This is a genomic window from Micromonospora sp. CNZ303, assembly GCF_004345505.1.
The window spans coordinates 246,109-270,571 of the sequence record NZ_SLVT01000005.1; the positions used below are offsets into that span (position 1 = coordinate 246,109).

The following is a 24,463-nucleotide window of genomic DNA, read 5'->3' on the forward strand; positions in this document are numbered from 1 at the left end:
GAGTAGGTCTTAACATGCGTATCGCACCGCCGATGGGATACCGCCGGCCGTAGTGGCCGGTCCGGTTCCCGGACACGGATCACCGCGGAGGAGGTGATGAACATGCGCAGTGCCGGACACCGGTCGTTGGTCGTCTGCACCTGACGGTCGCCCGGCCTCGCCGGGTGACCGTCGCACCTCGTCGCCGCGCCCGGCGAGGCCCGGGTTTCGACCGGGCGCGGCCACCCCCGACCTCGAAGGAGTCACCGTGGCGATCGACGCTCCACTCACCTACGGACAGCTGTCGACCTGGCGGTCGATGGAGACGTTCGCCACCGACCGGTTGATGGAGGTCAACGTCCCGGCGACCTGGGACGTCCGGGGCCTCACCGCCGACACCGTGCTCGGCGCGCTGGGCGCGTTGGCGCGACGGCACGAGTCGCTACGGACCACCTATCACGTCGTCGACGACCAGCCGGTGCAGCGGATCCACGACCAGCTGCCGCTGCGGATCGAGCAGGTCGACCACGCCGTACGCGACCCGGCGGACCCGGCCGCCACCCTGCGCGCGCTGCACCAGCTGCCGTTCCCGGTGCTCGACGATCCCGGCTGGCAGGGCCGGCTCGTCAGCGTGGCGGGGCAGCCGCAGTTCCTGGCCCTGTCGCTGTCGCACATGGTCGTCGACCTGTGGGCGATCCAGGAGTTGGAGCAGCAGTTCCGGGCCGTCGCGGCCGACCCCGGTGCCGGCTCGGCACCGGCGCCGCGCAGCCGTGAGCTGGCCCTGGCGCAGCGCAGCGATTCCTGGCAGTCCCGTCGCCGACGTGCCGAGACCTACTGGCGGCGGCTGCTGACCGACGGCCCCGTACGCAACCTGCCCGCACCGCCGGCAGGCCGCGCGGCCGAGCGACGGATCCAGGCCACCCTCCGATCACACCACCTCGCTGTGCTGGTGGCCCAGGCGGCGAAGGCGCACAGTGTCTCGCAGCAGAGCGTGGTGATGGCGGCGACCGCCGTCGCGCTCGCCCAGTTCGTCGACCGGGACCGGATCATGATGAGTCTGATGTCGGCGAACCGGTTCGATCCCGAGTGGCAGCCGCTGATCGGCACCCTCAACCAACTGGTCCCGCTGGTCTGCCGGGTCGATCCGGACAGCACGCTGGCGCAGTACCTGAAGCGGACCCACTTCAACGCGATGCTGGCCTATCGCAGCGGCAGCTACGACGTGGACCGGGCCGAGGAACTGGCCAAGGAGATCGGCAGCCCGGACGGCACCCGGTTCACGCACGACTGCTGGTTCAACTACATCTCCGAGCCGCCGCGCGAGGTGCCGGACGACGCCCGCTCCGCCGGTACCGCTGAGTTGAGCTGGGACGTTCCACCGCGAAATGCCGGGCATCCGTTCTACGCCCGGGTGCACGGCGACGGGCAGCAGTGGATCGGCGTCACCCTGCGGGTCGATCCCGACGTGCTCGGCGCGGACGCGGTCGTGCGGGCCCTGCGGGTGATCGCCGAGACCGTACGACGCTCGGTCACCGATCCACAGGCCCGCCTCGGCAGCCTCGATGACGCCGGCACCGTCGTACCGGAGCCGGCGCTCTTTCCCGGCCAGGGCCCGGCACCGGCCGGCCGCTGAGCACCGGCGACCACTCCGGCGACGCCACGTCGAGCACCGCCGGACCGGTGCCGCGACCCGCGGCGCCGGTCCGGCCGCCGGCACCGTCAGCCGCAGCCCCGATAGCTCAGGTACGAGTTCACGGTGACCATCAGCGGCAGGTGCAGGTCGGCGTCCGGGTCCGCGACGCGAAACTCCACCACCGCTCTCGGGTGCAGCGGTACGGCGCCGAGGATCGAGTAGTAGCCGTCCAAGTCGACCGCCAGCTGGTAGATGCCGGCGTCGATGGTCGGCTCGGTCCAGATGGCGAGCCGTCCATCGGTTCCGGTGCGGCCGCTGGCCAGGTCCCGCCACCGTAGCCCGACCTGCCGGGCGAGCACGACGCCCACGTCTGCGGCGGCCATGCCGAACGAACAGTCGACGACCTCGACGGAGAGCACCATGAGCTATGACCACCTCTCGTTGCCGGCAGCCGGTCCGGCTGCCGGTCGGCCGCCGGTGGCGTCCGCAGGGACGATGGTCGGTTACGCCGATATCGTTCGCTCATCGATTTGTTATCGATACCCGGGTGGACGACAAGAACTGGCCGTTCGTTGTCCCTCATGGAATGTTGGGTTGGTCGTTGGGACGGCGCCAAACCTCAGCCAGTGGCGTCACCTGGTGGGCTATGGCACCAACGCCGGCGGCGATACCGGACCGAAAACCAGCATTTAGCGAGACCATAGCCAGCTTTTCTAGCGTCTGAGCCAATCCAGTTCGAGCCGTCGTAGGCAACGCCGGCTATCGCACAGAGAGTTGGTACCCATGGCATTCAACGTTTCGCGAAGGTTCCTTGCCGGCGTCGTGCTCCTCGGCACCGTGGCGGCCGGACCGGTGGCATACGTCGGCTTGTCCTGGGCCGCTCCGGTCACCTCGGCCGATTCCGGCCACGGTCACCTGCCCGCCCCGTCGGCACCTCCCACGGTACCCCTGGAGCCGACGCCCACGGCAACTCCCACCCCGCCCGCGGATCCGCAGCGCAACACGATCTGGGGCTGAGACCGGATGGCCGGGACGGTCAGGTACGACCATCCCGGCGGCGGCTCTCAGGCCCGTGGGGCCGGCCCGGGTCCGGTCGCCCCCTCGCCGCCGGCGGGCCGGCCGGCGTGCACACCGCCTGATCCAACCGATGTGACGGGCCGATCGGCATCCGCGCCGCCCAGTGCGGACAAATCCCGTCGCAGCTGCGCCTGCAGCGTGACCGCACCGCGCAGGCTGAGCCCGGACAGCACCGCCCTGGAGGACTCCCAACCGGCCCGGGCGGCGGCCCGCTCACCGGCGGCCACGTGGATCCGCCCGCGCAACGCCATCGCGCTGGCACCGAGCAGCGCGGCCCCTATCTCACCGAAGATCCGTACCGCGCGATCGGCGTGCTCGGCGGCCGAACCCAGCTCCCCGGCAGCCAAGGCGACGTCGGCGAGCGCGTGTGCCACCCGGCTCTCGGCCATCCGGTCACCAGCGGCCACCGCGAGCGCCTGGGCCCGGGCCAGCCGCCTGGCGGCGGACGCCAGGTCGCCACGTCGATGGTCGACCGCCGCCAGCCCGAGGATGGCGTAACACTCTCCGATCTGGTCGCCGGCGGCCCGCACCGAGTCGAGCACCCCGCGGTAGGCCACCCCGGCTCCCTCAAGGTCCCCCCGGCGCAGCAGCAACTCACCCAACCGGTGCCGGACCTGCGCACCGACCCGACGGTTGCCGACCTCCTCGCAGATCTTCCCGGCCCGGACCAGCAATTCGTAGGCCGCGTCCTGTTCGCCGTAGTCAAGGTGGATCTGAGCCAGGTTGTGCAGCACGTGCGCCTCGGCGATCCGGTCGCCGAGCAGCTGGAATGCCTCCAGCGCCCGGCCCCAGCGGTCGCGGGCCGAGGCCAGGTCGCCGTTGACCCGGTCGAGATAGGCCGAGTTCCGCAGCACCTGTGCCATGCCGAGCCGGTCGCCCAACTCCTCAAAGAGGGCGTAGGAACGCGTGAACTGCCGGGCCGCCGGTGCGCTCTGCTGGGCGAACATGTGCAGCGAGCCGAGCGAGTAGCGCATCGCCGCCTCACCCCGCACGTCGCCGGCGCGGCAGGCGGCGTTCAGCGCGACCTCGTGGGTCTGCCGCCAGTCGTTGAGGTACGAGCGGGACTCGAACAGCGTGACCGCGGTCAACGCCAGGTCCCAGGCGTGCTCCACCATCCCACTGGCGGCGGCCTGGGCGACGGCGGCGACGATGGCGGCGCGCTCCTGCTCGAACCAGGCCAGCGGATCCGCCAGCAACCGGTCCACCAACGGCGCTGGCAGCGGCCAACGGCTGGCCCCGCTGTTCGGGGCGAGGACGTCGTCGGAGTACTCCCGGCGGTGCGCCTCACCGGCCAGCGCCAGCAGCGCGCCGAACCAGCGTTCGAGAGCTGCCCGCCGCTGTTCGGGGCCCTCCTCGACGAACCTCTCGCGGGCGAACGGGCGGGTGATGTCGTGGAAGCGATAACGCAGCTGACCGGCCGCCGGCCCTGGCTCGGTGTCGATCAGGTACGCCTCGGTCAGCTCCTCCAGCGCGTCCTGCGCCCGCAGATGGTCGGTCTCCAGCAGCGGCGCGCCCACCCAGGACGCGAAGCTGGGCGAATCCAGCAGGGCGAGTCGGCGCAGCAGGACCTTGGCGTCCGCGGACAGCCCCTCGTAGGTCACCGAGATGCTGGCCCGGACCCCCATCTCGCCGTGGTTGAGCTCGTCCAGGCGGCGGGACTCGTCCACCAACCGCTCGAGCAGGTCGGTCACGCTCCAGTGCGGCCGGGCCGCGAGTCGGGCGCCGACGATGCGCAGCGCCAGCGGCAGGTCGCCGCTGAGCCGGCACAACTCGTCGGCGGCCGACGGCTCGGCGGCGATCCGTGCCGGACCGACGATCCGGGTGAGCAGCTGTACGGCGTTGCCCCGGCTGAGCGCGCCGAGTTCGACCCGGTTGACCGACGGCAACCCGGTGAGCCGGCGACGGCTGGTCACGATCACAGAGCACTTCGCGGTGCCCGGCAACAGCACCGCGATCTGCTGTTCGGTCATCGCGTCATCCAGCACGACCAGGATCCGACGCCCGCCGAGCAGATCGCGGAAGCGCTCGGCCCGTTCCTCGATCCCGTCCGGCATCGCCGCGCCGCTCACGCCGAGGGCCCGCAGGAAGCGTTCCAGGATGTCCGCAGGATTGGCCGGACGGTCACCGACCCGCAGCCGGGCGAAGAGCTGCCCGTCGGGGAACTCCGGGGCGAGCTGGTGCGCGACGTGGACGGCCAGCGTGGTCTTGCCCGCTCCGCCCGGCCCGACGATCACCCCGACCCGCACCACCGGCCGATCGACCTCAACCTGCCCCTGCTCCCCCAGCTGGGCGCGGATCGCGCCGACGATCGAGGCCCGGCCGGTGAAGTCCGGAATCGCCGCCGGCAGCAGGCTCGGCACCAAGGACCGCACCTGCGCTGCCGGGGCGATGGTCCCCGCGACAGCGGAACCGTGCGGCGGGAGCGGAATCGGACACTCGCCCTCGAGAATGGCCTGGTGCAGTCGACGCAGCTCCTCGCCGGGGTTGATGCCGAGCTCCTCCATCAGCACCTCGCTGGCGCGGCGGTAGCCCTCCAGCGCCTCGACCTGCCGGCCCGAGCGGTACAGCGCCATCATCAGCTGGGCACGGAAGTGCTCCTGGAGCGGGTGCCGGTCCACCAGTTCGATCAGCTCGCCGACCAGCTCGTAGTGCTTACCAGCCTGGAGTTCCAGGTCGATGCACTCGCCGTGCACCGCCAACCGGCGCTCGTTGAGCCGGCTGACGTAGGAGGTGACCACCCGGCTGTCCATCCCGGACAACGCGGGACCACGCCAGAGGGCCAACGCGTCGCGCAGCAACGCGGCAGCGGCGAGCGGACCACCGGTGTCACGAGCCTCGGCCACCCGGGCGTCGAAGACCCGCAGGTCGAGTTCGTCCGGACCGACATTGAGCAGATAGCCGGGGCTACGGGTGTCGATCAGGTCCCGCCCGCTGACCGCCTGGAGCCGCCGACGCAGGTTGGAGATGCAGATCTGCACCTGACCGCGTGCCGTCGACGGGGGGTCGTCCCAGACCGCGTCGATCAGCCGCTCCACCGGGATCACCTGGTTGCCCTCGAGTAGCAGCATCGCCAGGATCACCCGGTCGCGCGGGCCACCGAGCTGCACGGTTTCGGTGCCATGAACCACCTCCAGCGGTCCCAGGATGCCGTACTTCACCGAACGTCCCTCCGTGCCCTGCCCGATCGCAGCCGAGCCGGCCTTTGGTCGTCGGCCAGCGGCCACTCGACGACCGGGCCACCGCGCGGCGGTCCCATCCGGAGAGGGTGCGCCGCAGCCAACGGACCGACCTGCCGCGCGGGAACAGGAGCGCTCCCGCCCTTTCCGGAAATAGCCCTAACCGTCCGCGCAATACTCGCCAGCTGCATGAATACCCTAGGTTGAAACAAGGATAACTTTTCCAGCCACGCCACCGTGACTCGCACAGTCTCGGCCCACCGCGTCTCTTGAAAACATCATCCAAACGGACAGCTTCCTCTCATCTGCATCGAGCGCCGGCAAAACGATAACTATCAGTCACGCCCGACGTCCTGGCAAAGCATCCAATGCCGCCGCCGACAATTTGACCACAAAATATGCATAGTTACCAAAGTGGACTAAAAACTGGCAGGTCACCCTCTTCGGCGCCGAACCGGGGCGCGGCACTCCTGCCTCCGGTCCGCAGCTGGCCGGCGAGGTGGCAGGAAAACCTGGGATACGTCCGGATCTCAATCGAATGGCGAGGAGGAACAACACGCGAGGCAGCGGGCACGAATGGGTTGCGACTCTTCCCGGCACCACCCACGGACCGACACCGGCCACTGCCCGCTTAATGCAAGCGAATACGCCTTCCTGACAGATGAGACCCGACGTCACCAGGAATGAGTCCGCAGGGCGCGCCGCAGAAACGTCCGAACCCGGGTCGACTCCGGAGCCATGACAATCGTGGCACGGCGTACCCGCTCCCAACCGGGCGAAGCCCCACTCGATAATCGTCGATGACAGCCGGAACGGGCAGCACGAACTGTCATCCGGAGCGGAACGGCAGCCGACAGGCTGACACGGAGCAGCCGAGGGAGAACCGCAGGCGACTTCACATCGACAAGGCAACCCCAATCAGGCGTCGGTCACCGCCTACGGCCGGGTTGATTCGTAGACGCGTGCCTTCGGTCAACGCCGATTGCGCCAACGCCGACTCTGCCTACTACCTGATCAGAAGCGGCGTTGTGGCCACTAACCTGGGCAGCATCGCAGAACCGTCGGAGTACGAGCTTGCGGCATGGCGTGACATCCAGCGGTTCAAGGGCTGTCCGCTGTCGGCCGCGCTGCGCAGCGCCGTCGAGGGCATCTCCAACGGCGCCGCGGCACTTGGTCGGCGTGGAACGACGTATCTGGACAATCACGCAGGAGCCCAATCAGCCGTGTCGTGGGGCGCGCATCGTCGCCAAGGGTGCGAGCGTCATTGGCACTGGGGCCAGTAAAGCCGCCGGCGGCACCCAGGACCCGGAGTAAGGGGTCGTTCAGAACCGCTCGTTGGTCCGGGGCGCGATGGCGAAGCCATGCCCGGTCGACTCATGGGTGCAGCGGACGGTCGCCGTGCCCGCCTGACAGGTGAAGCCGAGAGCGCCGATCACCTGCCCGGCCGCCAGTCGGTCCCGCTTTCCCGGCTCGCGACCAACGGGATAGAACATCACGCCTCCCGCGCAGATGAAATCGGTGACCCCGGCTGCGGTGACGGACATCCCGCCTCCCCATTCCGGGCCCTCGCCGCAGGAGGCCGGGCGCGGCGGGATCGGGTCGGTCGGGCCCTGACAGAGCGCCTTGGTGGCGTCGATGCCGCAGATGTACTCGCCGCCGGATGACATGAAGAAGTAGGCTTCCGGGATGTCCTCGCTCTCGATCCGGTAGTTCTGAGCGGACCGGGACTGTCCGGTCCACTGTGCGGCGCCGGCGCCGTCAACGGTCATCCGGATTGATCCGCTGATGGGCGCGACGAATTTCTGCCCGGAGGAGTTGATGTCGTAGTCGGACGGCAGCCCGAGCCGACCGATGTCATTAATCTGCTCTGCAGTGCAGGAATCGGCATCGTCCGGGGTATCCAGACAGGAACGCACTGCCAGCCCTGGATAGGTCACGGAGTTCGCGTCCGCTGCGGGGTGGGTGCTCAACGACTTTCGCAGCTTGTCTCGGCCCACTGGGGTCTCCACTAGCTTGAGGGTGGGAGCGTCGCAGGCCGCGCACAGTGCGGCCAGGGTAGTGGTGTCACCGGCGTCCAGGGCTGCCGTGATTCGGGCGGCAAGGCCAAGGTATGTCGCGGCGACCGGATGTCCACGATCGGTCGTCGTGATCGGCGGATCTTCCGGCGTGCCGGTCCGCGCCTGCCCGGCAGCCTGCTCGGCGGGAGTCGCCCAGAACGCGGTGACACCTTCCCCGACCTCCTTGAGCGAGCCGTCCGCGCTGGTCAGCACCAGCTTTCCGGTCGTCGGGGTGTCCAGATCGATGGCGTACGAGCGGCCCTGGCCGCCGAATCCGGCCGCGCGCACGCCGGCCCGAACGAAGTGCCACGTGGTGCCGGTCAATGCGTACGTCAGAAATCTATTGCTGTGACTGCTCTGGCACTCGTTGGGCCCGAACGTCACCACGATGTCGTCGCCGGCCCAGCTGATCGCGGTGATGTCACGGCCGTCAGCCAGGACCGCGCCACGGAACGTCGCATCCGCCGGGACCAGTCGTTCCGACCGCGGGTTCCGCCCACTATTGACCAGCGAGAATATGCCCGGAGTACCGGAGCAGGCACCGGTGCTCGGGGTCTCGATCGTGGCTATCCGGGTGCCGTCGGGCGAGGTGAAACCGTAACTGATTGATACCGCGGAGTCGCCCGCGATCATCAGCCGTGCGCGGCCAAGGCTGTCGATCGCCGCCAACGCACTCTGACCTCGGTAGGCGGCCCTCTCCTCCGGTATCGGCTCGGCGACCGCGACCTGGTCCCGACCACCGGCAATGACCCGCGCATCCGGCATGGGGCGGCGCAGTGCCACCCTGGTCGCCGAGGCGGCCGCGTCGAAGAGAAGCAGTGCCAGCCCGTCCCCGCTGACGGTGGCGAACCGGTCGCCGAGACGGGCCAGCCCGGCGCACGGGCACGGCTGGGACCGCTCGGAACCGGTCGCCGCCTCGACGATGTACAACCGCGAGTCGTCCAGCCAGGCGAGAGTGGTGCCGTCCGCCGACCACGCGATGTCCTGCGGCGGGTACTGGGCGGCGACACCACCCCAGGTTCGGCCGGAGGCGTCGGCGAACATCATCCGCCCGTTCTGGTGGAAGGCCAGGATCGCCGGGCCTGGCACCGCGGGCTCCGGGATCTTGTCAGCGCCCGTGCAGCCAGTGAGCAGAACGGCGGCCACCAGGCAGGTGGAAAACACTCGTCTCATCGGCCCGCCTTCGCACACAAATCAATGTAATCAGCCGCAGAACCGACATAACGGGACCACTCCGCCCGGCTGAACCCACCACCAGCCCATCGGCAGACCTGACTGCTCCAGTCCAGCTCCCCGGTCTTCCACACCCGCAGCGGCGTGACCTGTTTGTTGCCGCGTTGCGGCGGCATGGTGGTGCCGGTCAGCAGCTCGCCATCGGGTGACCACGACATCGTCACCACGCGGCTTCCATAGGCTTGAAGGGGCGGCATCGCCAACGTCCGGGTGTCCACGTCGTACACCAGCACCTGATCGCCCTGCGCGATGGCCAGCCGCCGGCCGACAGCGTCGAGTGCGATGGCAGTGACCGGTTCACCCGACGTGGAGGGCCGCCACGAGTCGCCGAGCGGTTCCAGTTCCGGACCGCGGATCTGGATGGTGCCGTCGTCCCCCATGCTGACCGTCCGTGTGCCGTCCGGCGTGCCGGACATCAGCCAGGCGCCGGGAGCGGGCACCCGTCGGATGATCCTGCGCGTCGCGGTATCAACGTCGACCAGCTCGATCTTGTCCTTGCTTCCTGTCACCAGGGTTACTCGACCTGCTCGGACCGACATCCGGGTGTTACCCGGCGGAAGCTTGAGGGTGCCGGCCGATTCCAGGCCGGGAACGGTCCAGAAGCCGATTTCCCCGGACACGTGCCGGGCTACCAGCAGTCCGCCGTCCGGGGTGAGGCCGATGGCCGCGATGATCTTCTCCTGCGACGGGAGTTCCTTCTCGTCCGGCGGTGGCAGGAGCAGTTCGGTGGGCGAGGTGTGGTCATCGCCTTGCCAGACCAGGATCGCGCCGCGTCCGCGCACCTGACCGGCGGAGGCGACGAGACCCGGCCCTACGACGACCATGTTGGCGAAGAACATCAAACCTTCCTCGCCGTACGTCCAGCGCGTCAGCGGGTCGTCGGGGTATTTCCCAATCCTCGGGTCGAACACCCTGATCCCCGAGCTGAGGGTCCCGGTCGAACGATCACTCAGCCCCTTGGGAACGTCCGACGCGAGAAGCCGGCCGTCCGGCAGGAACGCCGTCGCCGTCGTGGTGATCTCCTGTTCCAGGGCCAACTCCCCGGTCGACGCGGCGATGACCGAGATGCGGCCGCCGGGTCCGCCCGCGACCATGCCGCGCTCGCTGATCGCCGCCACTGTGGCCGTGCCGCCACTCGGGGTCGCCAGGCTGTCGGCCATCCGCCAGTTGTCACCGGGCAGCGGGATCAGCGCGGTTCCGGCGTCACCGCCGATGAGCAGGTGGCCGTGTGACTCCACCAGCACGTGTGGTTCGCCGCCTAGGCCGCCCGCTGGGTTCGCGAGCAGCGTCCGGTGGCTGCGGCTCCACACAGCGACACCCTGCGGAAGGGCCACACTGACCGTCTCCGGCGAGGCCGCCACCAGGGAGGCGTCACCGACGAAGCTGTCCCGAGGCACCTCGACGCGGGCCTTCCCACCGGACCGACTGGAGATCACGTCATTGTTGGACAGAACCATCACGACCTCGTCGCCGGTGCCTTCCACCACATCCGCAGCGACCACCTTGTTCACCGGCAGCGTCTCCGCGAAGGTCAGCGGGGCCAGGGTCCTCTCCGAGTCCCGGCAGCTCGTCTCGCTCCGGGTGACGACGTCGTAGTTGTTGACCGCGCCGTCCTTCCAGACCACGACCAGGTTCGTGTCGTTCCTGGTGAAGCCGAACGCGGCTACCTCTGTCTCGTTCGAACAGGACAGGTCGGGCAGCGAGCCGAGTTCGGTGAGAGTGTCACCGCCGATGTCGAACAGTGCGAGGCCGTCGTCGATGGCGGCGGCGACGTAAGCCTGTCTCTCGGCGGCGACCATCTGATGGGTCCGTACCGGGAGCTCTCCCGACGGCGCGCCGGACGACAACGCCCACATCCTGGTGACTGGCTCGGAGCCGGACGTGACGATTCGATCCAGCGGCTCGCTGACCGCCAGTGCGCCGACGCGTGCCGGGTCGGCCTGCCAACTGCGGACCACGTTGCGGTTGTCCTCCAGCACGTCGCGGAGCGCGTCGGTGGCCCGGTTGCTGTCCGGTGCGATGTGATGGGCGGCCAGTCCTAGCTTGGCGGCCAGCACCGGATCGGTTTCCCGCATGGTGACCGAGCGCGCGGCCAGGTCGGCGGCGAGCGCTCGGCGCTGGTCGAGGCCACGCTGGGACTCGGACAGCCGGTACAGGCCGAGGCCGGTCGCCGCGACCAGTCCCAAGCAGATCACGATGATGGCGGAAACGCTGCGGCGGTGGATGGCACGGCTGGCTCGGGCGGCCTGACGCCAGGTGTCGACCGGGAGCAGGTGAGCGAAGGCCTGGTTCTCCCGCAGCGCCGCCGCATGGTCGGCACTGGGCAGGACAATCCGGGTGTCCTCGCTGACGACGCTGAGTTTCGGGCCGTAGCCGGCCACTGACAGGGCTGCGGTGGGGTCGCCGGGGGAGACCCGGCCGACGATCGCGGTGCGTGCCCTCGACCGGCGCACCGTCAGCCGCCCGACCACCCGGCGGCTCAATCGCCGTTGTTCGTCGAGCAGGACGGCGAAGGCGAGGCTCAACGACTCGCCGGTCACCCGGGTCACCGGTCCGACCTGGTCGGTGAGTGACCACAGGACCGTGCCGTGCGGCGGGCCACCGGCGATCCGACGGGCGGCGGCGAGGGCCTCGCGAAACCGCTCGTCCGCCGAGCAGAGTGTCATCACGGCCGGGTCGGGGACCAGACCGGCGGGCAGGCCGGGTGCCCAGGACAGCCGGAGCGTGGCCCGTCGGCCCTGCGTTCCGAGGTCCAGCAGCACCTGGGTGCTCGGGCCGAGCCGCACGGAACGCGACCGGTCCCAGCCGTCGATCTCGGCCAGCCAGACCAGGCTTAGCAGGTTCAGTTCGCCCGCCTCGGCGAGTTTGCGGATCGTCGCCACATGCGGTGTGTCGACGGCGGCCGGGACGGTCCGGACCGGCGCGTGGTCTGGATCCGCCCATCCCGAGTGGTCAATCCACCGGTGGAACACCCGCAGGTGATCCAGTGCCCGCTCCGGGGTGTCCGCCAGGACCAGCCCGAGTGCGGCGAGGGCGCGGCCGGCGTGGACCGGCGATGCGTCGCGGGGCTGGAACGGCTCGCTGTCCAGTTCGCTGACCCGAGTCAGCGGGACCGCGGTAGCGAGCAGCATCTGGTGGACCGCGCGGGTGCCGGAGAGCAGCCGCGTCAGGTTTTCGACGTCGTCGCTCGCGACACAGGCCCGGACGATCGCGAGCAGGCGCTGTCGTCCGTCGATCAGCTGCTGGCCGAGTCGCTCCGCGTCCTCGGTGCTGATTCCGTCGGCGCAGAGGTCGCCGACGGTGATCACAGCGATTCCTCGAACTTCGTCGCCGCGCGCCGTACCGGATGGGAGAACGGCAGTCCTTCGGCCAGGTCAAGCCAATACTGAGCGGTCGGCGCGCTGCTGGCGTACAGGGACGCCAGCAGCGTCTCGGGATCGACATCGCGAAGATCATCGGTATCGACCGGCATGTCGTCCACGTCCACGTCCGACCAGCCCGGCGGCAGCACCACGGTCATCGCGCCGAGCAGCGCGTCGCCCTCGGGATACATCGCGATCCAGAAGAGCCGTTCGGCGCCGTCCCGTGGCACGATCCGAACCGGCTGGAAGACACCGGCACGCTCGCTTAGCGGGCTTTCGGCCGGGCGCCCGACCCGGACCAGGATGCGCAGCGAGCCCGCTTGGGTCTGGACGAGTTGCACCCGCTGTAAGTCGTCGTCCAGAAACTCGATGTTCTCGCGGATGTCGTCGGTGCCGGCCGCCGCCACCAGCGCCGAGTTCAGTGAGACGCGCAGCCGGTGTGCTGGCGTGCCGGTCAGCCGGGCCGAGACGACCCGGGCCGTGTGGCGATACAGCGGGTCTATTCGCCCGAGTGTGCCGACGAGCCGGTCCAGCGCAGCGATCGACCGCTGCGGGATGCGAGAAAGCGGCAGGTCACGGAGGACGGACAGCAGCGCCGAGGCTCCGAGCCGGGCGATCTGCCCGTCGCCGGTGCGCAGGCCGTGGTCGAGTTGTTCGATCGGGCCGGCCAAGCCGATCAGCGCCGGGGTCAGCCAGTGCTGGATCCTGACCATTTCGCCGAGATCGCCGATCGATTCCAGACCCGCGGTGACCGCTGCCGTCGCCCGGTCGAGTAGATCCCACGGCAGGATCGCGAAGACCTCATCGGGCGGGTCGGACTCGGTGGCCAGGCGTTCCATCAGCCAGTACCGCAGCGGCAGCGCCTCATCGGCGAGCGTGACGACCCCGTCGCCGACATCCGGCCAGCTCTGCTCGATCCTGTCGATCACCACGATGGCCGCCGGGCCGACCGTGATCGGCGCGCCGAAGTCGTCCAACTCCACCACGATCGTGCCGTCCGTATCGGTCAGGCCGAGCGCGAACCGGTCCGGCTCCACCTCGACGCCTACTCGGCGCCATTCACCGGAGAAACAGTCCATGCTCCTGGCGTCGGCACGGTCGTCGCCATCGTTGACCGGACCGAGTTTCCCGGTCCTGGGTTCGAAATGCGCGATCCACGCGCTCAGCGGCCTCATCGGATACGCCCGATCAGCGTCTCGATGAGCTCACGGCCGGGCTCCGGAAGAGTCGACGCGAACTCCTGCTGCAATTCTTTCGAGGCTTCTGTCATACGTCGATATGCGCTGGTGAGACCATTCCAGTCACCCCGGCTCAGGCGCTGACAGAGATCAGTGGGAAGGCCGGCCACCCAGTCATGCAGGGGCGTCAGGTCCAAAGGGATGTTTTCCCGCCAGCGCAATGCGAACTTCATCGCCCGCACGACGATGAATGCCCGCGTCAACGGATCATCGCTCGGATTCAGCGGGGCGAAACGCCGCTTGGCGTCCCGCAGATCGCGCACCCCCGTCCCACAGCCGTCCAGGACCAGATGATCAAGTACGTCGTACAACAACGCGTTGAACGAGAAGTCACGCATTGCGGAGTCCTCGGTGATGCCGCTGCCGACCGCCGGGAAGCGGAACCCGCCCCGGTACAGCCCGCGGTACTCGATCAGCCGCTCGTTCGACCGGGGCGGCACCAGGGCACACACCAGCGAGTTCGGGGTGATCGTCCGGCGGAACTCGGTCATCCCCAACGCGCGCTGCGTCTGGTACATGATGTCGGTGAACCGGCCCGGCCCCACCGTCCCGGTCAGGTCTAGGTCGTTCACCTCGTGCAGCGGCACCCCGGCCACCAGGTCCCGGGCGGCCCCGCCAGCCAGCCACAGCCGATGGCCGGTCGCGTGCACCGCCGCGATCAACGGCCGCGCCAGCGGCTGCCACGCTACGCCGGGAAGGTTGAGCAGCAGGTCCGCCCGGGGCGGGATGGCCGGATCGATCGCACCCGCCGCCACCACCCGCTCCGACGGAAGATCGGCGGGCGGCATGATCCCAGTCTGCTCAGCGCCCTCGGCCGTCTGCGGCACCGGCCGGTCCGGCGGCGAGGTCAGCGCCTCGTCACCGTCGAGCAGCAGTCGATCGTCCTGATGAGTCGACTCCCCGCCAGGCCCCTGCCAGGCAAAACCCTCCACCCTCCGCCCGGCCAGCAGATCACCGACGGCGAGCGGGCGAACGGGCGACACGCGGTAGGGGGCGGCTCCGGTATCCATCATCAACAGTCCTCGGAAGACGTGCGCTCCGAGCACTCACCGGCCACGACGGCCTGGAGAGGCGCCTGCTCGAAGAATCGGGCAGGTTCTCGCCACCTGCTCCCACCACAGTGGGGTGAGTAGCCAAACCTAACAACCGCTCTCAAAGATCACAATCCCGTATTCAAGTCATGCCAGGCCGTTCTTTTGGGAAGTCGCTCGTGCAACGCCAACAAGCCGCCTGGAAAGCCATCGGCCATTGTGGCCATTTACCCATCATCATCAACGATGCGGTCGTCTTGTTGGCCCAGTACGCCCAACCCCCTGATGGCGCCAACCGCAAGGTGAGCTCCCCCGCTCTCGTGGAGCTTCTTGACCATGTTTGATGGCCGTGGGGAGCACGATCCGTGGCGGCACCGAAGACGTTTGTGGTCCAGGTACGCGCGTGCCTCCGCAGGGGTGAACAGGCCGACCAGCACGATGTGGCGGCGGCCAGCAACGCCGCGGCGCGGCGCCGCGTCGTAACCACTGTGCGTCCCATCGCCGTGGTGTGCGGCCAGAGCCGCACAGGTCAGCGGGGTCGGTCAAGTCGTCGAGCACGATTAGCCTGCGCCGGTCGGTGCCGCCAGCCATGCCAGCAATCGCGCTGCGGCCTGCGCCTGGTCCGGGTCGGTTACCCGCCCGTAGGTGCCCCGGCAGTAGTCGCACTTGCTGGAGGTGGGTTCGGGTCGGTTGCGTCCGGCGCGGGAGAGGGCTTTCGTCGCGGCCGACGCAGGTATAGCGACGGGTTCGTCCGTGGCAGCGGATGCCGCGCGTGGACGCCGCTCGATCAGAAAAAGCGTCGGACCGGGCTGACACGTTGTCGACCGCCAGCTCGCAGTTCGTCTTCCTGCGGATCCGTCCGGCAGCGGCAACGCATCGCCTGTGAGCGGGATGCCAAAACGGGTTCGAGTTCCTTCGGGCGCGCCACACCACCAAGGCCGTGTCTGCGGAAGCGCAGATCACGGCCTTGGTGGCTGGCTGAGACTGTTCAGCAGTGGCCGACGCCGACCTGGGATTCCACGAGCGAGGAGTGCACGTACGCCTTGTACACGCCCACGCTGGGCACGTCGACCTTGAACCAGCGGTTGGAGGCGTAGTCGGAGTCCGGCGGGTATACCCACTGCGTGTCGACCCAGCAGACCATCGTGACGGCGGTGTTGTTGCCGACGTAGCGGACCTTGTACTGGTCGCCGAGGTAGGCGGCGCTGCGCAGCCAGGCACCACCGGAGTTCGAGCCGATGTAGGGGCCGGCGGCGAGCGCGGGGCCGGCGCCAAGGGTGTTCACCGTGACCATCGCAGCGATGACTGCCGCTACTCCGGTGAGGCGACGCAGCACGGTGCGTTTACCGGTCTTGCCGATGCTGTGGGAGTACATGAGGGGTCCTTCCTTCAGGAGGTAGGCGGTGACGGATCGACGACAGGCTCGGTGTCCTTTCCGGCCGTCGGTGACCTCAGATTGCCAGGTCAGCAAGGCGCTGCAAGGCGCGGAAGCCGAGATTGGACGAAGTTGGACGGCTCACCGCACGAACATGGACAGTCACCCGTCTGTAACCTGGCTCCACAGTGCGTGAACGGCCGACAACTGTTTCAGGAGCCGCCGTGCAGTCGCAGTACCCCGCCCCACCCTTTCCAGAGATCACGACGCGGAAGGCGTTCGCTGAGGCGCTGCAAGCGCTCAACACGGCGGCATGGTCCTATCGCCTCCTAATGGACAAGTGCCGCGCCGAAGGCGCCGGGGTCGACCATCGGACCATCGGCACCTGGTTCACCGGTAGCAACCTTCCCTCGCCGAAGTTCCATCACGACTTTCGCATCCTGCTCCACTACCTGGGAGTCGATCAGAATGAGGTCGAACGGTGGCTCGCTACCGTCCGACGGCTGCGCAGGACCCGCAACTCAGGTGACGTCGTGCCCTACCGGGGTCTCGACAGTTACGGCGTGCAGGATGCTCCGTACTTCTTCGGCCGCGCCAGGCTCTTGGCGTCCGTACTAGACAATATCCGCGAAATGCACGAGGCCGGCGGCGGCACCATGCTGCTGGTCGGCTCTTCCGGAGCGGGCAAGACTTCCCTGCTCGAAGCTGGCGTCCGTCCGGCGATTGCGCAGGGTGCCGTCATTGAGGGCAGCACCACCTGGGCCGTGCTGTCCTTCGCGACGACGCCCACACCGGCTGCCCAGCTCGCTGAGTCACTCGCCAAGCACCTCGGCCTGTCTTCCGCAGCGGTCGCCGCGGATCTGCGGGCCGACCCTGCTCGTGTCGCCCCTTACCTGGATCGAATCGCGCTGGATCGACCGGTCCTGATCATCGTCGACCAGGTTGAACAGGCACTCATCGCCGCGGGAGACGATGCCGACGAGGAGCTGGCGGGGTTTCTCGCGGCGCTGCAGGCGGCCACGTCCAGACCAGGAGGCGGGCTCGTCGTCCTAGGTCTACGCGCCGACCAGTATGGCGTGGCCCAGGACAATGTGCAGCTCCAGGCGCTGACCGACGGCCGTCAGGTGTCAGTGACCCCGATGGATGAGGACGAGTTGCGCGCGGTCATCGCTGAGCCCGCGCGCAAGAACGGCGTCGAGCCGGAGGCGGGCTTCGTGGAATTGGTGATCAGCGAGGTGTCGAGCCGGCCCGGCCGCGCCGTGCACCGCGCCGCGCTGCTGCCGCAACTGTCCCACGCACTGAGCAAGACGTGGCTGGCTGGCAACGGCACCAACATGACGGTGCATCACTATCGTCAGGTCGGTGGCCTGGACCGTGCGGTCACCGACACTGCCGAGGCGGTCTTCGGTGAGCTGAGCCCGATCCAGCGATCGATCGCCCGCAAGCTCTTCTTCCACTTGGTGCTGGTGCACCCCACTGCGGCCGACAGCCGTCGGCAGGCGCTGCTCAGCGATCTGTCCGACGAGGGCCAAGACGCCGAGCTGTACGAGGTCCTCTACCGCTTCGCCCATCAGGGCCTGCTCACGGTAGATGCCGAGACCGTCGAGATCACGCATGAGTCGCTGATCTTCACCTGGCCGCGGCTGCGCGAGTGGCTCGATGCGGACCGGGCCGGCCGGCTGCTGGCTCAACGGATGGCCGCCGACGCGCAGGAGTGGGAGCGGCACGACCGCGACCAGGACCATCTTTATGAGGGCACTCGTTTGCACACCGCCCGGGAATGGGCAGATCAGCATTCCGACGAGGTGCCCAAGCCGGTCAGAACGTTCCTCGACGCTGGCGTACGCCGCTCCCGCAGCCGCACCCGCCGGCTCCAGCAGGTCATCGCCATGCTGTCCATCCTGCTGACGGCGGTCGGTGCGCTGACGGTGGTCGTCGTCGCGCAGACCAGCGCCGCCACCCGCCAACGTGACGAAGCGGTCTCCCGGATGATAGCCAGCGAGATCACCAACCTGCGCGAGGTCGATGTCTCGCTGGCGCGCCAGCTGGCAGTGGCGGCGTTCCGCATCGCGCCCACCGTGGAGGCCCGCTCGGCACTGATCGAGGCGACCGCTCAGCGCCCGGCTGTCCGGATGCGGGCCACTGGCGGCGGCATCATGTACGCGGTCGGCATACATCCCAGTGGGCGGATCGCCGCGGCGGCGACAGGGAACACCGTGCGGTTCTGGGATATCACCGTGCCGGGTCATCCACGGGTACGCCCCGACTTGCCGAACGCCGCATGCGGCAAGGTCTACGCGCTGGCGTTCTCGGCCGACGGGAAGTTGCTCGCTGCCTCCTGCGGAGACGGCAGTATCCACCTGTGGGATACCCGTGACCCGATGGCTCCCGCAGCGCTGCCCACGGTCGCAGGTCTCGGAGCGAAGGTCTACTCCGTGATCTTCAGCCACGACAGCAGCCTGATGGCCGCCGCCGTTGCCGAGCCGCTAGTGAACGACACCAGCGCCGGCAGCGTACGACTCTGGTCGGTCACCGATGTCGAACTGCGTCCTCTGGGCGAGCCGTTGCACGTCGACGACGATGCACCAGCGAAATCCGTCGCGTTCAACCGAGACAACTCTCGGCTCGCGGTAGGCACCGACGACGGCACCGTACAAGTCTGGGACATCAGCGAACCCGACCGCCCCGCCAACCCGTCTCCCGCCCCCGGGCCGACGAAGGCGATCGGCCAGCTGGCGTTCAGCCCGCGAGGCGACACGCTCGCCGCGGGAAGCGCCGACCAGCAGGTGTATCTCTGGTCGACCGCTGGCAACCCGGTACCGAGCGGACCTCCCATCGACGGCGCGGCCAGCTGGGTCAACGCGGTGGCGTTCTCACCGGACGGCGCCACACTCGCAATCGCCAGCTCCGACAGCGACCAAGGTGTGCGGCTGCTCGACCTGACCAGTCGCCGGGTCACCGCCACGATGCCGCACCCGTCACCGGTCACGTCGGTGAAGTTTGGACCTGATGGCAGAACTGTGATCACCGGAGCGAACGACGGCACGGCACGGATGTGGCCCGTGGCCTCACCCACGCTGGAGGGTATGGACTATACGGTCAGCGCCGCGCGCTTCAGCCCCGACGGCACCACCTTGGCCATCGGTAGTGCGGACCTGCGCTTGCTCGATGTCGCCGATCCAGAGCACCCCACCTTGCTTGGACCCCCCACCACCAACCCGGACAGGTTCTCCGGCACTCTCGCATTCGCGCCGAACAACCGACTGCTCGTCGAAGGGCGCGGCAGGTCCGGCACCGTGCAACTCTGGGATGTCACCGATCGGACTCGCCTAAACCAGATAGGACCTCCGCTGAAGGCGCATTCGCGCCAGGTCGAAACGGTAGCCTTCAGTCCGGACAGTTCGGTGCTCGCCACCGGCAGTCGCGACGGGACGGTACATCTGTGGGATGTCAGGAACCCCTATTCCCCAGCTCGACTGTCGACACCTGGAACCTTTAGCGGATATGTCAACCAAGTGGCCTTCAGCCCGAATAGTGAATTTCTCGTAGCGGGCAGCGTCGATAAAACCGTTCGACTGTGGGACGTTCGTGACCCCCGGCTTCCCACCCCGGCCGGCACCCTCACCCCCAGTAATCACTACGTCTTCGCGACTGAATTCAGCCCGGATGGTAGTTTGCTCGCCGTCGGGCTCGCTGACAGCACCATCCGGCTCTATGACGTGACCAGCCCCGGTGCACCGAGCCCGATTGGTGCGCCACTCACCGGTCCGCTGAACTACGTGCATTCACTCGCTTTCACCAGCGACGGAAGTACCCTCACGGCGACGACAGCTGCCGGCACCATCTGGATCTGGGACATACGCGACCGACACGCACCCGTTGTGCTCGCCAAACTCAAACCGGCGAGGGGAGCCATGTATCCGGTGCACTATCAGCCGGGAACCCGGCTCCTCGTATCCGGGGGAGACCGGAAAAAGGCGTGGGTCTGGACTGTGGATACCGACGCCGCCGCGGCGCTGATCTGCGACACCAGCGGTGACGCCATCACCATTGAGGAGTGGAAGACCCACGTTCCCGACCGGCCCTACGACCCCCCTTGCCCGTGATCCGGCCGCTCGGGCGTCGGGACACGCTGACCAGGCACAGCACGCCGTCCAAGGCTTGTCCAATCTTGCTCAAAGGAGTTGCCGCCGCGCACCCCGGTGGTCACCGTAGTGATACCGGCCTGGGCGGCACACCTGCCGCCCACCAGAGAGGACTGTGCCGCCATGAAACGATCTCGCCTCGGTGCCCGCAAGTTGGTCGCGTGGACAGCAGGATTGTTGACCATAGTTTCTGCCACGCTCGCGCTCGCCACTCCGGCGAGTGCCGCACCGTACTGCGGTCCGAGCAAATTCGTCGAGTCCATCGAAACGGTGAAGTGGGCCGAAGGAGAGTTCCAGATTCTCGTCAAGCCGACGGGAGAGGCCAGATGGCACGCCGCCTTCGCGGCGAATCCGAGGGACGCCGTGGTCGAGCAGTGGCATGCGGTGCAGCGTTGCGTACCCGGACTTTACGGCGAGCTGGCCGACACCATCTGGGATCAACTTGAATGCCACCAGCTGAACTCGTGGATCCCCTTGAAACGCGAGGGGAGTAACTGGGCGACCGGTGAGACGTACGATCTGGAGAGCTGGCGTCCTACCCTCCCCCGCTGGGTGAACGGGCAGGATCTTATCTTCACCGAATGTCTTAACCGACTGGGTGTCGACCCCGAAGGTCCTTACGGCGACGGAATCCGACCGGACGCGGGGCAGACCGACCTTCACGACGCACTGTCCCGCATCGCCTGACGATAAGGGGCTATAGCTCTCTGAGTGCGGGCAGGCGCATCCCGGCCAGTTGGTCGGGATACGCCTGCCTAAGCGACGTCTCGCGACCGGTCACAGTCTGGTTCGGACCGTGGGTGATCATCGCGGAGGGAATTGTCAACACCGCCGACATGCGCACCGGCCACGGTTCCTTTTGGACAAGTACCCACAGTTACGTGATGAGGAGCCATTCGAAGCGTTCGTGGGCGACGGCACGGACGATGCTGACGAGAAGTTCAGCGTGCTTGGCGAACCCGCCCAGGAGGGCGGCCCCGACCTGCCCTGAACCAGAACTTGCGGCCTGCCGCCGACATGCGGCAACACCGGCGAGTCCGGGCCGTCGTCATCCTCGACCAGGCTGCTTCCACACGGCCAACGAACGTCGGACGAGTGGGTGGTGGTGGTGCGCGTTCGGCGGCAGCAGGTCTATGAGCCTTCCAACTGTTCCAGCCGACGAAGGTCTGGCGCGGGGTAGGAACATCAGGGTCCGGATAACCGGTTTGTCCGCATCGTCGGCTCGCCATAAGGCGTCGACATGGGTGGCCTTTGGGTGCCCGGGCGCCCGCTGATAGCCCGGAGTTCGTGGTCCTTGCTGGGCCGTCCTTACTGCACCGGCGCCGAGATCTTCGGTGCGGTGACGGGATAGGACGCCACCACCCTCACCGGCCCGCCCAGCGGTAGCGCCGTTCCGGGCGGCCGGCGGTGCCGTATTTCAGGGTGACCTCGGCCCGTCCGGTTCCGGCATAGTGCTCGAGGTAGCGGCGGGCGCTGACCCGGGAGACGCCCACCTGGTTCGCGCATTCGGCAGCGGACAGCGTGCCGGTCTGTTCCCGCAGGGCGTGTTCGACCAGTTCTGCGGTCTCCGGGCTGAGACCGCGGGGCAGGGCCGGGATGGCGGTCGGCGGGCCGGTGCGGGAGAGCACCCGGTCGACGTCGGCTTGGTCGCTGACCACTGCGGCGTCAAGCGAGTTCCGCCGGGCGGCGTACTGTTCGAGCCTGGTCCTCAGTTCCTCGAAGCCGAACGGCTTGAGCAGGTAGTTGACCGCGCCGTAGCGGACGGCACGGCGGACCGTGTCGGCCTCCCGGGCGGCACTGATGACCAGGATGTCGCAGTCGTGTCGGGTGACGTGCAGTCGGGTCACCGCGTCCAGGCCGACGCTGACGCTCCAGTCGATGCGTCCGGCCTTGTCGGCGGCGGCCTGCAGCCCGGCCAGGACGCGAGCCCAGGTGCCATCACGCTGCCATCGGCGGAACCATGGATACCGCGCGCCACGGGGCGTAGTTCGCGGGCACGTCACGCCACGTCGCACCGGTGCGTACCCGCCACCGAATGCCGTCGATGATCTGTCGTCTGGTCCACTTACACGGTCTTCCCCGCGACGATTCCGCAGGCAGCAACGGGCGCAGGTGCTGCCACTGGATGTCGCTCAGGTCATGCCGCGCCGCCGCCGCTAGGCTGGCCACGAGGTCTCCGGTATTCAGGTTTGCTTGGTCGCTAACCCACCTGCCGGAGACCCCTTCAGCTATCGATCACCGCCACGCCGTGACCTCACCCTGCCACGCCCGCTTACGAAACACCGGCCAGAGCGAGTGATGCCACCAGAAGGCGGTGACGGCCACGGAACGACCTCCGCAAGGACCGCCCAGGAGGTCTGTGGAAGCGCCCTGAGTAGGTGGGCGGTGTGCCAGCACCGCTCCCGATGAAATTGCGAGCCGCAGCCTCCCTGCAACGGTACAGTCATGGGCGCGCCACGAGAGCTTTCACGCTGCTGGAAGTCAACTGCCTCACTAGGCGTGACCGCGGCTCCACCCGGACGGTTGCCGGGTTGGGGTGATCGGGCGAGTGCTCCGACGTACGGGTGAACCGGCCTTCGAACCGGGCTGGGCCGTTCGCCGGCGTCCGACGGTGTCACACCCTGCGGTTATCTTTGCCGGCGCTGCCGACTGCCCTGATTGAGGAGACCGTGCCCGAGACAAGCCTTGCCTCCGAGACCAGTCCCGCGCCGGCACCCGCACGCTGGAAACGCAACGTCGCGCTCTTCCTGTCCGGCCAGACCGTGTCGCTGTTCGGTTCAATGGTCGTCCAGTACGTGGTTATGTGGTACGTCACGCTCGAGACCAAGTCCGGTCTGGCGGTCGCGCTCTATGCCGTCTGCGCGTTCGCCCCCCAGGGTGTCGTGTCGATCTTCGGCGGGGTGCTGGCCGACCGGATGAACCGCAAGACGCTGACGATCATCGCCGATGCGGGAATCGCGGCGGCGACGCTGGTCCTGGCCCTGTTGATGTTGAATGGCATCACCGACCTGTGGGTGATCCTGCTGGCCGTCGCGGTCCGCTCGTTCGGGGCCGGGGTGCAGACACCGACGGTGCAGGCGATCATCCCGCAGATCGTGCCGGCTGACCAGCTGATGCGGGTCAACGGCATGTTCCAGACCATCAGCTCCGCGATGGCCCTGCTGGCTCCGGCGGCGGCTGCCGCCATCTACGCCGGTTTCGGAGTGGTGCCGGTCTTCTTCCTGGACGTGATCACCGCCGTGATCGGCATCGGGCTGCTGGCCCTGGTCGCAGTGCCCACCCTGGATCGGGCGACCCAGGCTACGACGACCTATCGACAGGATTTGGTCGAGGGCATGCGGTACATCTGGACCCACCGGATCGTCCGCTGGCTGCTGCTGGTCTTCGCGATCATCTTCATGCTCACCGTCGCGCCGTCGTTCGTGACGCCGCTGATGGTGGCCCGCAGCTTCGGTAGCGAAAAGTGGATGCTGGCCGTACTGGAGATCGCGTTCAGCGTAGGAATGGTGCTCGGCGGAGCGTTGATCTCCACCTGGCTGGCCAAGCGCAGCCGGATCGGACTGGTCCTGATCTCCACCTTCGGCTTCGCCATTTTCACCGTGGCGATGGGCCTCAGCACCAACCTGTGGGTCTTCTACGGCTTCATGTTCTTGTTCGGGTTCGCGGTTCCCCTGTTCTCCACCCCGTTCATGACCTTGATCCAGGAGACGGTGGAGCCGGAGAAGCACGGCCGGGTGTTCAGCTACGTCGGCATCGTGATGGCCCTGGCCACCCCGATCGGCATGGTGGTGTTCGGCCCGCTGGCCGACGTCATCAGCGTCCAAGCCCTGCTGATCGTGGCTGGCCTGGTTACCATCGCCGTGATGATCGTGGCGATCATGGTGCCGTCCGGACAGGCCGCGATCGCCGCCGCCCGCGCCACGTCGTCGCCGGCAGCCGAGGGCCCAGCCGCCGAGAAGCCGCTGGCCGCCCAGGCCCAGTAGGCGCTGCCCACTGTCGGGCATACTGCTCTCCGTTTCGATGCAAGCAGGGGCGTTCGCAGATGTGGAATGAAGCCCTGCGGTGTGACCGGGCGGGCCGGACCGGGCTCCCGACGCGATCGCCGAGAGCCCGGTCCGGCCTCTCCTAGGCCCTGGTCAGGGCGTCGATGGCGGCTT

Annotated in this window: 14 protein-coding genes; 5 read left to right on the forward strand and 9 right to left on the reverse strand. The window is 68.2% G+C overall.

The features are described 5' to 3' along the window. Nucleotides 1-247 precede the first annotated feature (247 nt). On the forward strand, nucleotides 248-1,612 hold the full coding sequence (locus tag EV374_RS11305; RefSeq protein WP_132234340.1) for a condensation domain-containing protein: 1,365 nt from the start codon (nucleotides 248-250) through the stop codon (nucleotides 1,610-1,612). A gap of 86 nt (nucleotides 1,613-1,698) precedes the next feature. Here EV374_RS11305 and EV374_RS11310 read toward each other — a convergent pair whose 3' ends face one another. Next, nucleotides 1,699-2,034: a hydroxyisourate hydrolase gene (locus EV374_RS11310; protein WP_132234342.1), complete on the reverse strand. Its 336-nt coding sequence runs from the start codon at nucleotides 2,032-2,034 to the stop codon at nucleotides 1,699-1,701. Nucleotides 2,035-2,676: 642 nt separating this feature from the next. Next, on the reverse strand, nucleotides 2,677-5,847 hold the full coding sequence (locus EV374_RS11315) for an AfsR/SARP family transcriptional regulator (RefSeq protein ID WP_132234344.1): 3,171 nt from the start codon (nucleotides 5,845-5,847) through the stop codon (nucleotides 2,677-2,679). A gap of 980 nt (nucleotides 5,848-6,827) precedes the next feature. On the opposite strand from EV374_RS11315, the gene EV374_RS11320 reads away from it, so the two are divergent. Next, nucleotides 6,828-7,148: a hypothetical protein gene (locus tag EV374_RS11320; protein ID WP_132234346.1), complete on the forward strand. Its 321-nt coding sequence runs from the start codon at nucleotides 6,828-6,830 to the stop codon at nucleotides 7,146-7,148. Nucleotides 7,149-7,187: 39 nt separating this feature from the next. Here EV374_RS11320 and EV374_RS11325 read toward each other — a convergent pair whose 3' ends face one another. The 5 genes from EV374_RS11325 to EV374_RS11345 all read right to left on the reverse strand — a co-directional run bounded on the left by EV374_RS11325 (nucleotide 7,188) and on the right by EV374_RS11345 (nucleotide 16,161). Then, on the reverse strand, nucleotides 7,188-9,095 hold the full coding sequence (locus tag EV374_RS11325; RefSeq protein ID WP_132234348.1) for a hypothetical protein: 1,908 nt from the start codon (nucleotides 9,093-9,095) through the stop codon (nucleotides 7,188-7,190). Further along, nucleotides 9,092-12,463 (reverse strand): WD40 repeat domain-containing protein, encoded by a 3,372-nt coding sequence (locus tag EV374_RS11330; RefSeq protein WP_132234350.1) that lies wholly within the window; start codon nucleotides 12,461-12,463, stop codon nucleotides 9,092-9,094. The genes EV374_RS11325 and EV374_RS11330 overlap by 4 nt, the downstream gene beginning before the upstream one ends. Continuing rightward, on the reverse strand, nucleotides 12,460-13,692 hold the full coding sequence (locus EV374_RS11335) for a hypothetical protein (RefSeq protein ID WP_132234352.1): 1,233 nt from the start codon (nucleotides 13,690-13,692) through the stop codon (nucleotides 12,460-12,462). The genes EV374_RS11330 and EV374_RS11335 overlap by 4 nt, the downstream gene beginning before the upstream one ends. Next, complete coding sequence (locus EV374_RS11340) at nucleotides 13,689-14,768, reverse strand: CCA tRNA nucleotidyltransferase (protein WP_132234354.1); 1,080 nt, start codon at nucleotides 14,766-14,768, stop codon at nucleotides 13,689-13,691. Before EV374_RS11340 ends, EV374_RS11335 begins: the two co-directional genes overlap by 4 nt. Nucleotides 14,769-15,774: 1,006 nt before the next feature. After that, nucleotides 15,775-16,161, reverse strand: coding sequence for a hypothetical protein (locus tag EV374_RS11345; RefSeq protein WP_132234356.1), 387 nt, complete (start codon nucleotides 16,159-16,161; stop codon nucleotides 15,775-15,777). Between the two features lie 224 nt (nucleotides 16,162-16,385). Between EV374_RS11345 and EV374_RS11350 the strand changes: the two genes are divergently transcribed. Together EV374_RS11350 and EV374_RS11355 are read left to right on the forward strand one after the other, a co-directional pair. Beyond that, nucleotides 16,386-20,267 (forward strand): WD40 repeat domain-containing protein, encoded by a 3,882-nt coding sequence (locus EV374_RS11350; protein ID WP_132234358.1) that lies wholly within the window; start codon nucleotides 16,386-16,388, stop codon nucleotides 20,265-20,267. A gap of 162 nt (nucleotides 20,268-20,429) precedes the next feature. Further along, nucleotides 20,430-20,993, forward strand: a complete 564-nt coding sequence (locus EV374_RS11355; protein ID WP_132234360.1) for a hypothetical protein — start codon at nucleotides 20,430-20,432, stop codon at nucleotides 20,991-20,993. Between the two features lie 677 nt (nucleotides 20,994-21,670). Here the strand turns inward: EV374_RS11355 and EV374_RS32925 are convergent. Together EV374_RS32925 and EV374_RS32930 are read right to left on the reverse strand one after the other, a co-directional pair. Beyond that, nucleotides 21,671-22,153 (reverse strand): response regulator, encoded by a 483-nt coding sequence (locus EV374_RS32925; protein WP_486485700.1) that lies wholly within the window; start codon nucleotides 22,151-22,153, stop codon nucleotides 21,671-21,673. A gap of 91 nt (nucleotides 22,154-22,244) precedes the next feature. Then, the gene (locus EV374_RS32930) at nucleotides 22,245-22,475 is read right to left on the reverse strand and encodes a transposase (protein ID WP_486485701.1); all 231 of its coding nucleotides are present in this window, start codon (nucleotides 22,473-22,475) and stop codon (nucleotides 22,245-22,247) included. A gap of 500 nt (nucleotides 22,476-22,975) precedes the next feature. Here EV374_RS32930 and EV374_RS11365 point away from each other — a divergent pair, with 500 nt between their 5' ends. Further along, complete coding sequence (locus EV374_RS11365) at nucleotides 22,976-24,289, forward strand: MFS transporter (RefSeq protein ID WP_207914065.1); 1,314 nt, start codon at nucleotides 22,976-22,978, stop codon at nucleotides 24,287-24,289. Nucleotides 24,290-24,463: the final 174 nt, after the last annotated feature.

Excerpts from the sequence above, each read along its gene's own strand:
- EV374_RS11335 (WP_132234352.1), bottom strand. The coding sequence starts at position 13,692 with ATGAGGCCGCTGAGCGCGTGGATCGCGCATTTCGAACCCAGGACCGGG.
- EV374_RS11340 (WP_132234354.1), bottom strand. The coding sequence starts at position 14,768 with ATGATGGATACCGGAGCCGCCCCCTACCGCGTGTCGCCCGTTCGCCCG.
- EV374_RS11355 (WP_132234360.1), top strand. The coding sequence starts at position 20,430 with ATGAAACGATCTCGCCTCGGTGCCCGCAAGTTGGTCGCGTGGACAGCA.
- EV374_RS11310 (WP_132234342.1), bottom strand. The coding sequence starts at position 2,034 with ATGGTGCTCTCCGTCGAGGTCGTCGACTGTTCGTTCGGCATGGCCGCC.
- EV374_RS11345 (WP_132234356.1), bottom strand. The coding sequence starts at position 16,161 with ATGTACTCCCACAGCATCGGCAAGACCGGTAAACGCACCGTGCTGCGT.
- EV374_RS11325 (WP_132234348.1), bottom strand. The coding sequence starts at position 9,095 with ATGAGACGAGTGTTTTCCACCTGCCTGGTGGCCGCCGTTCTGCTCACT.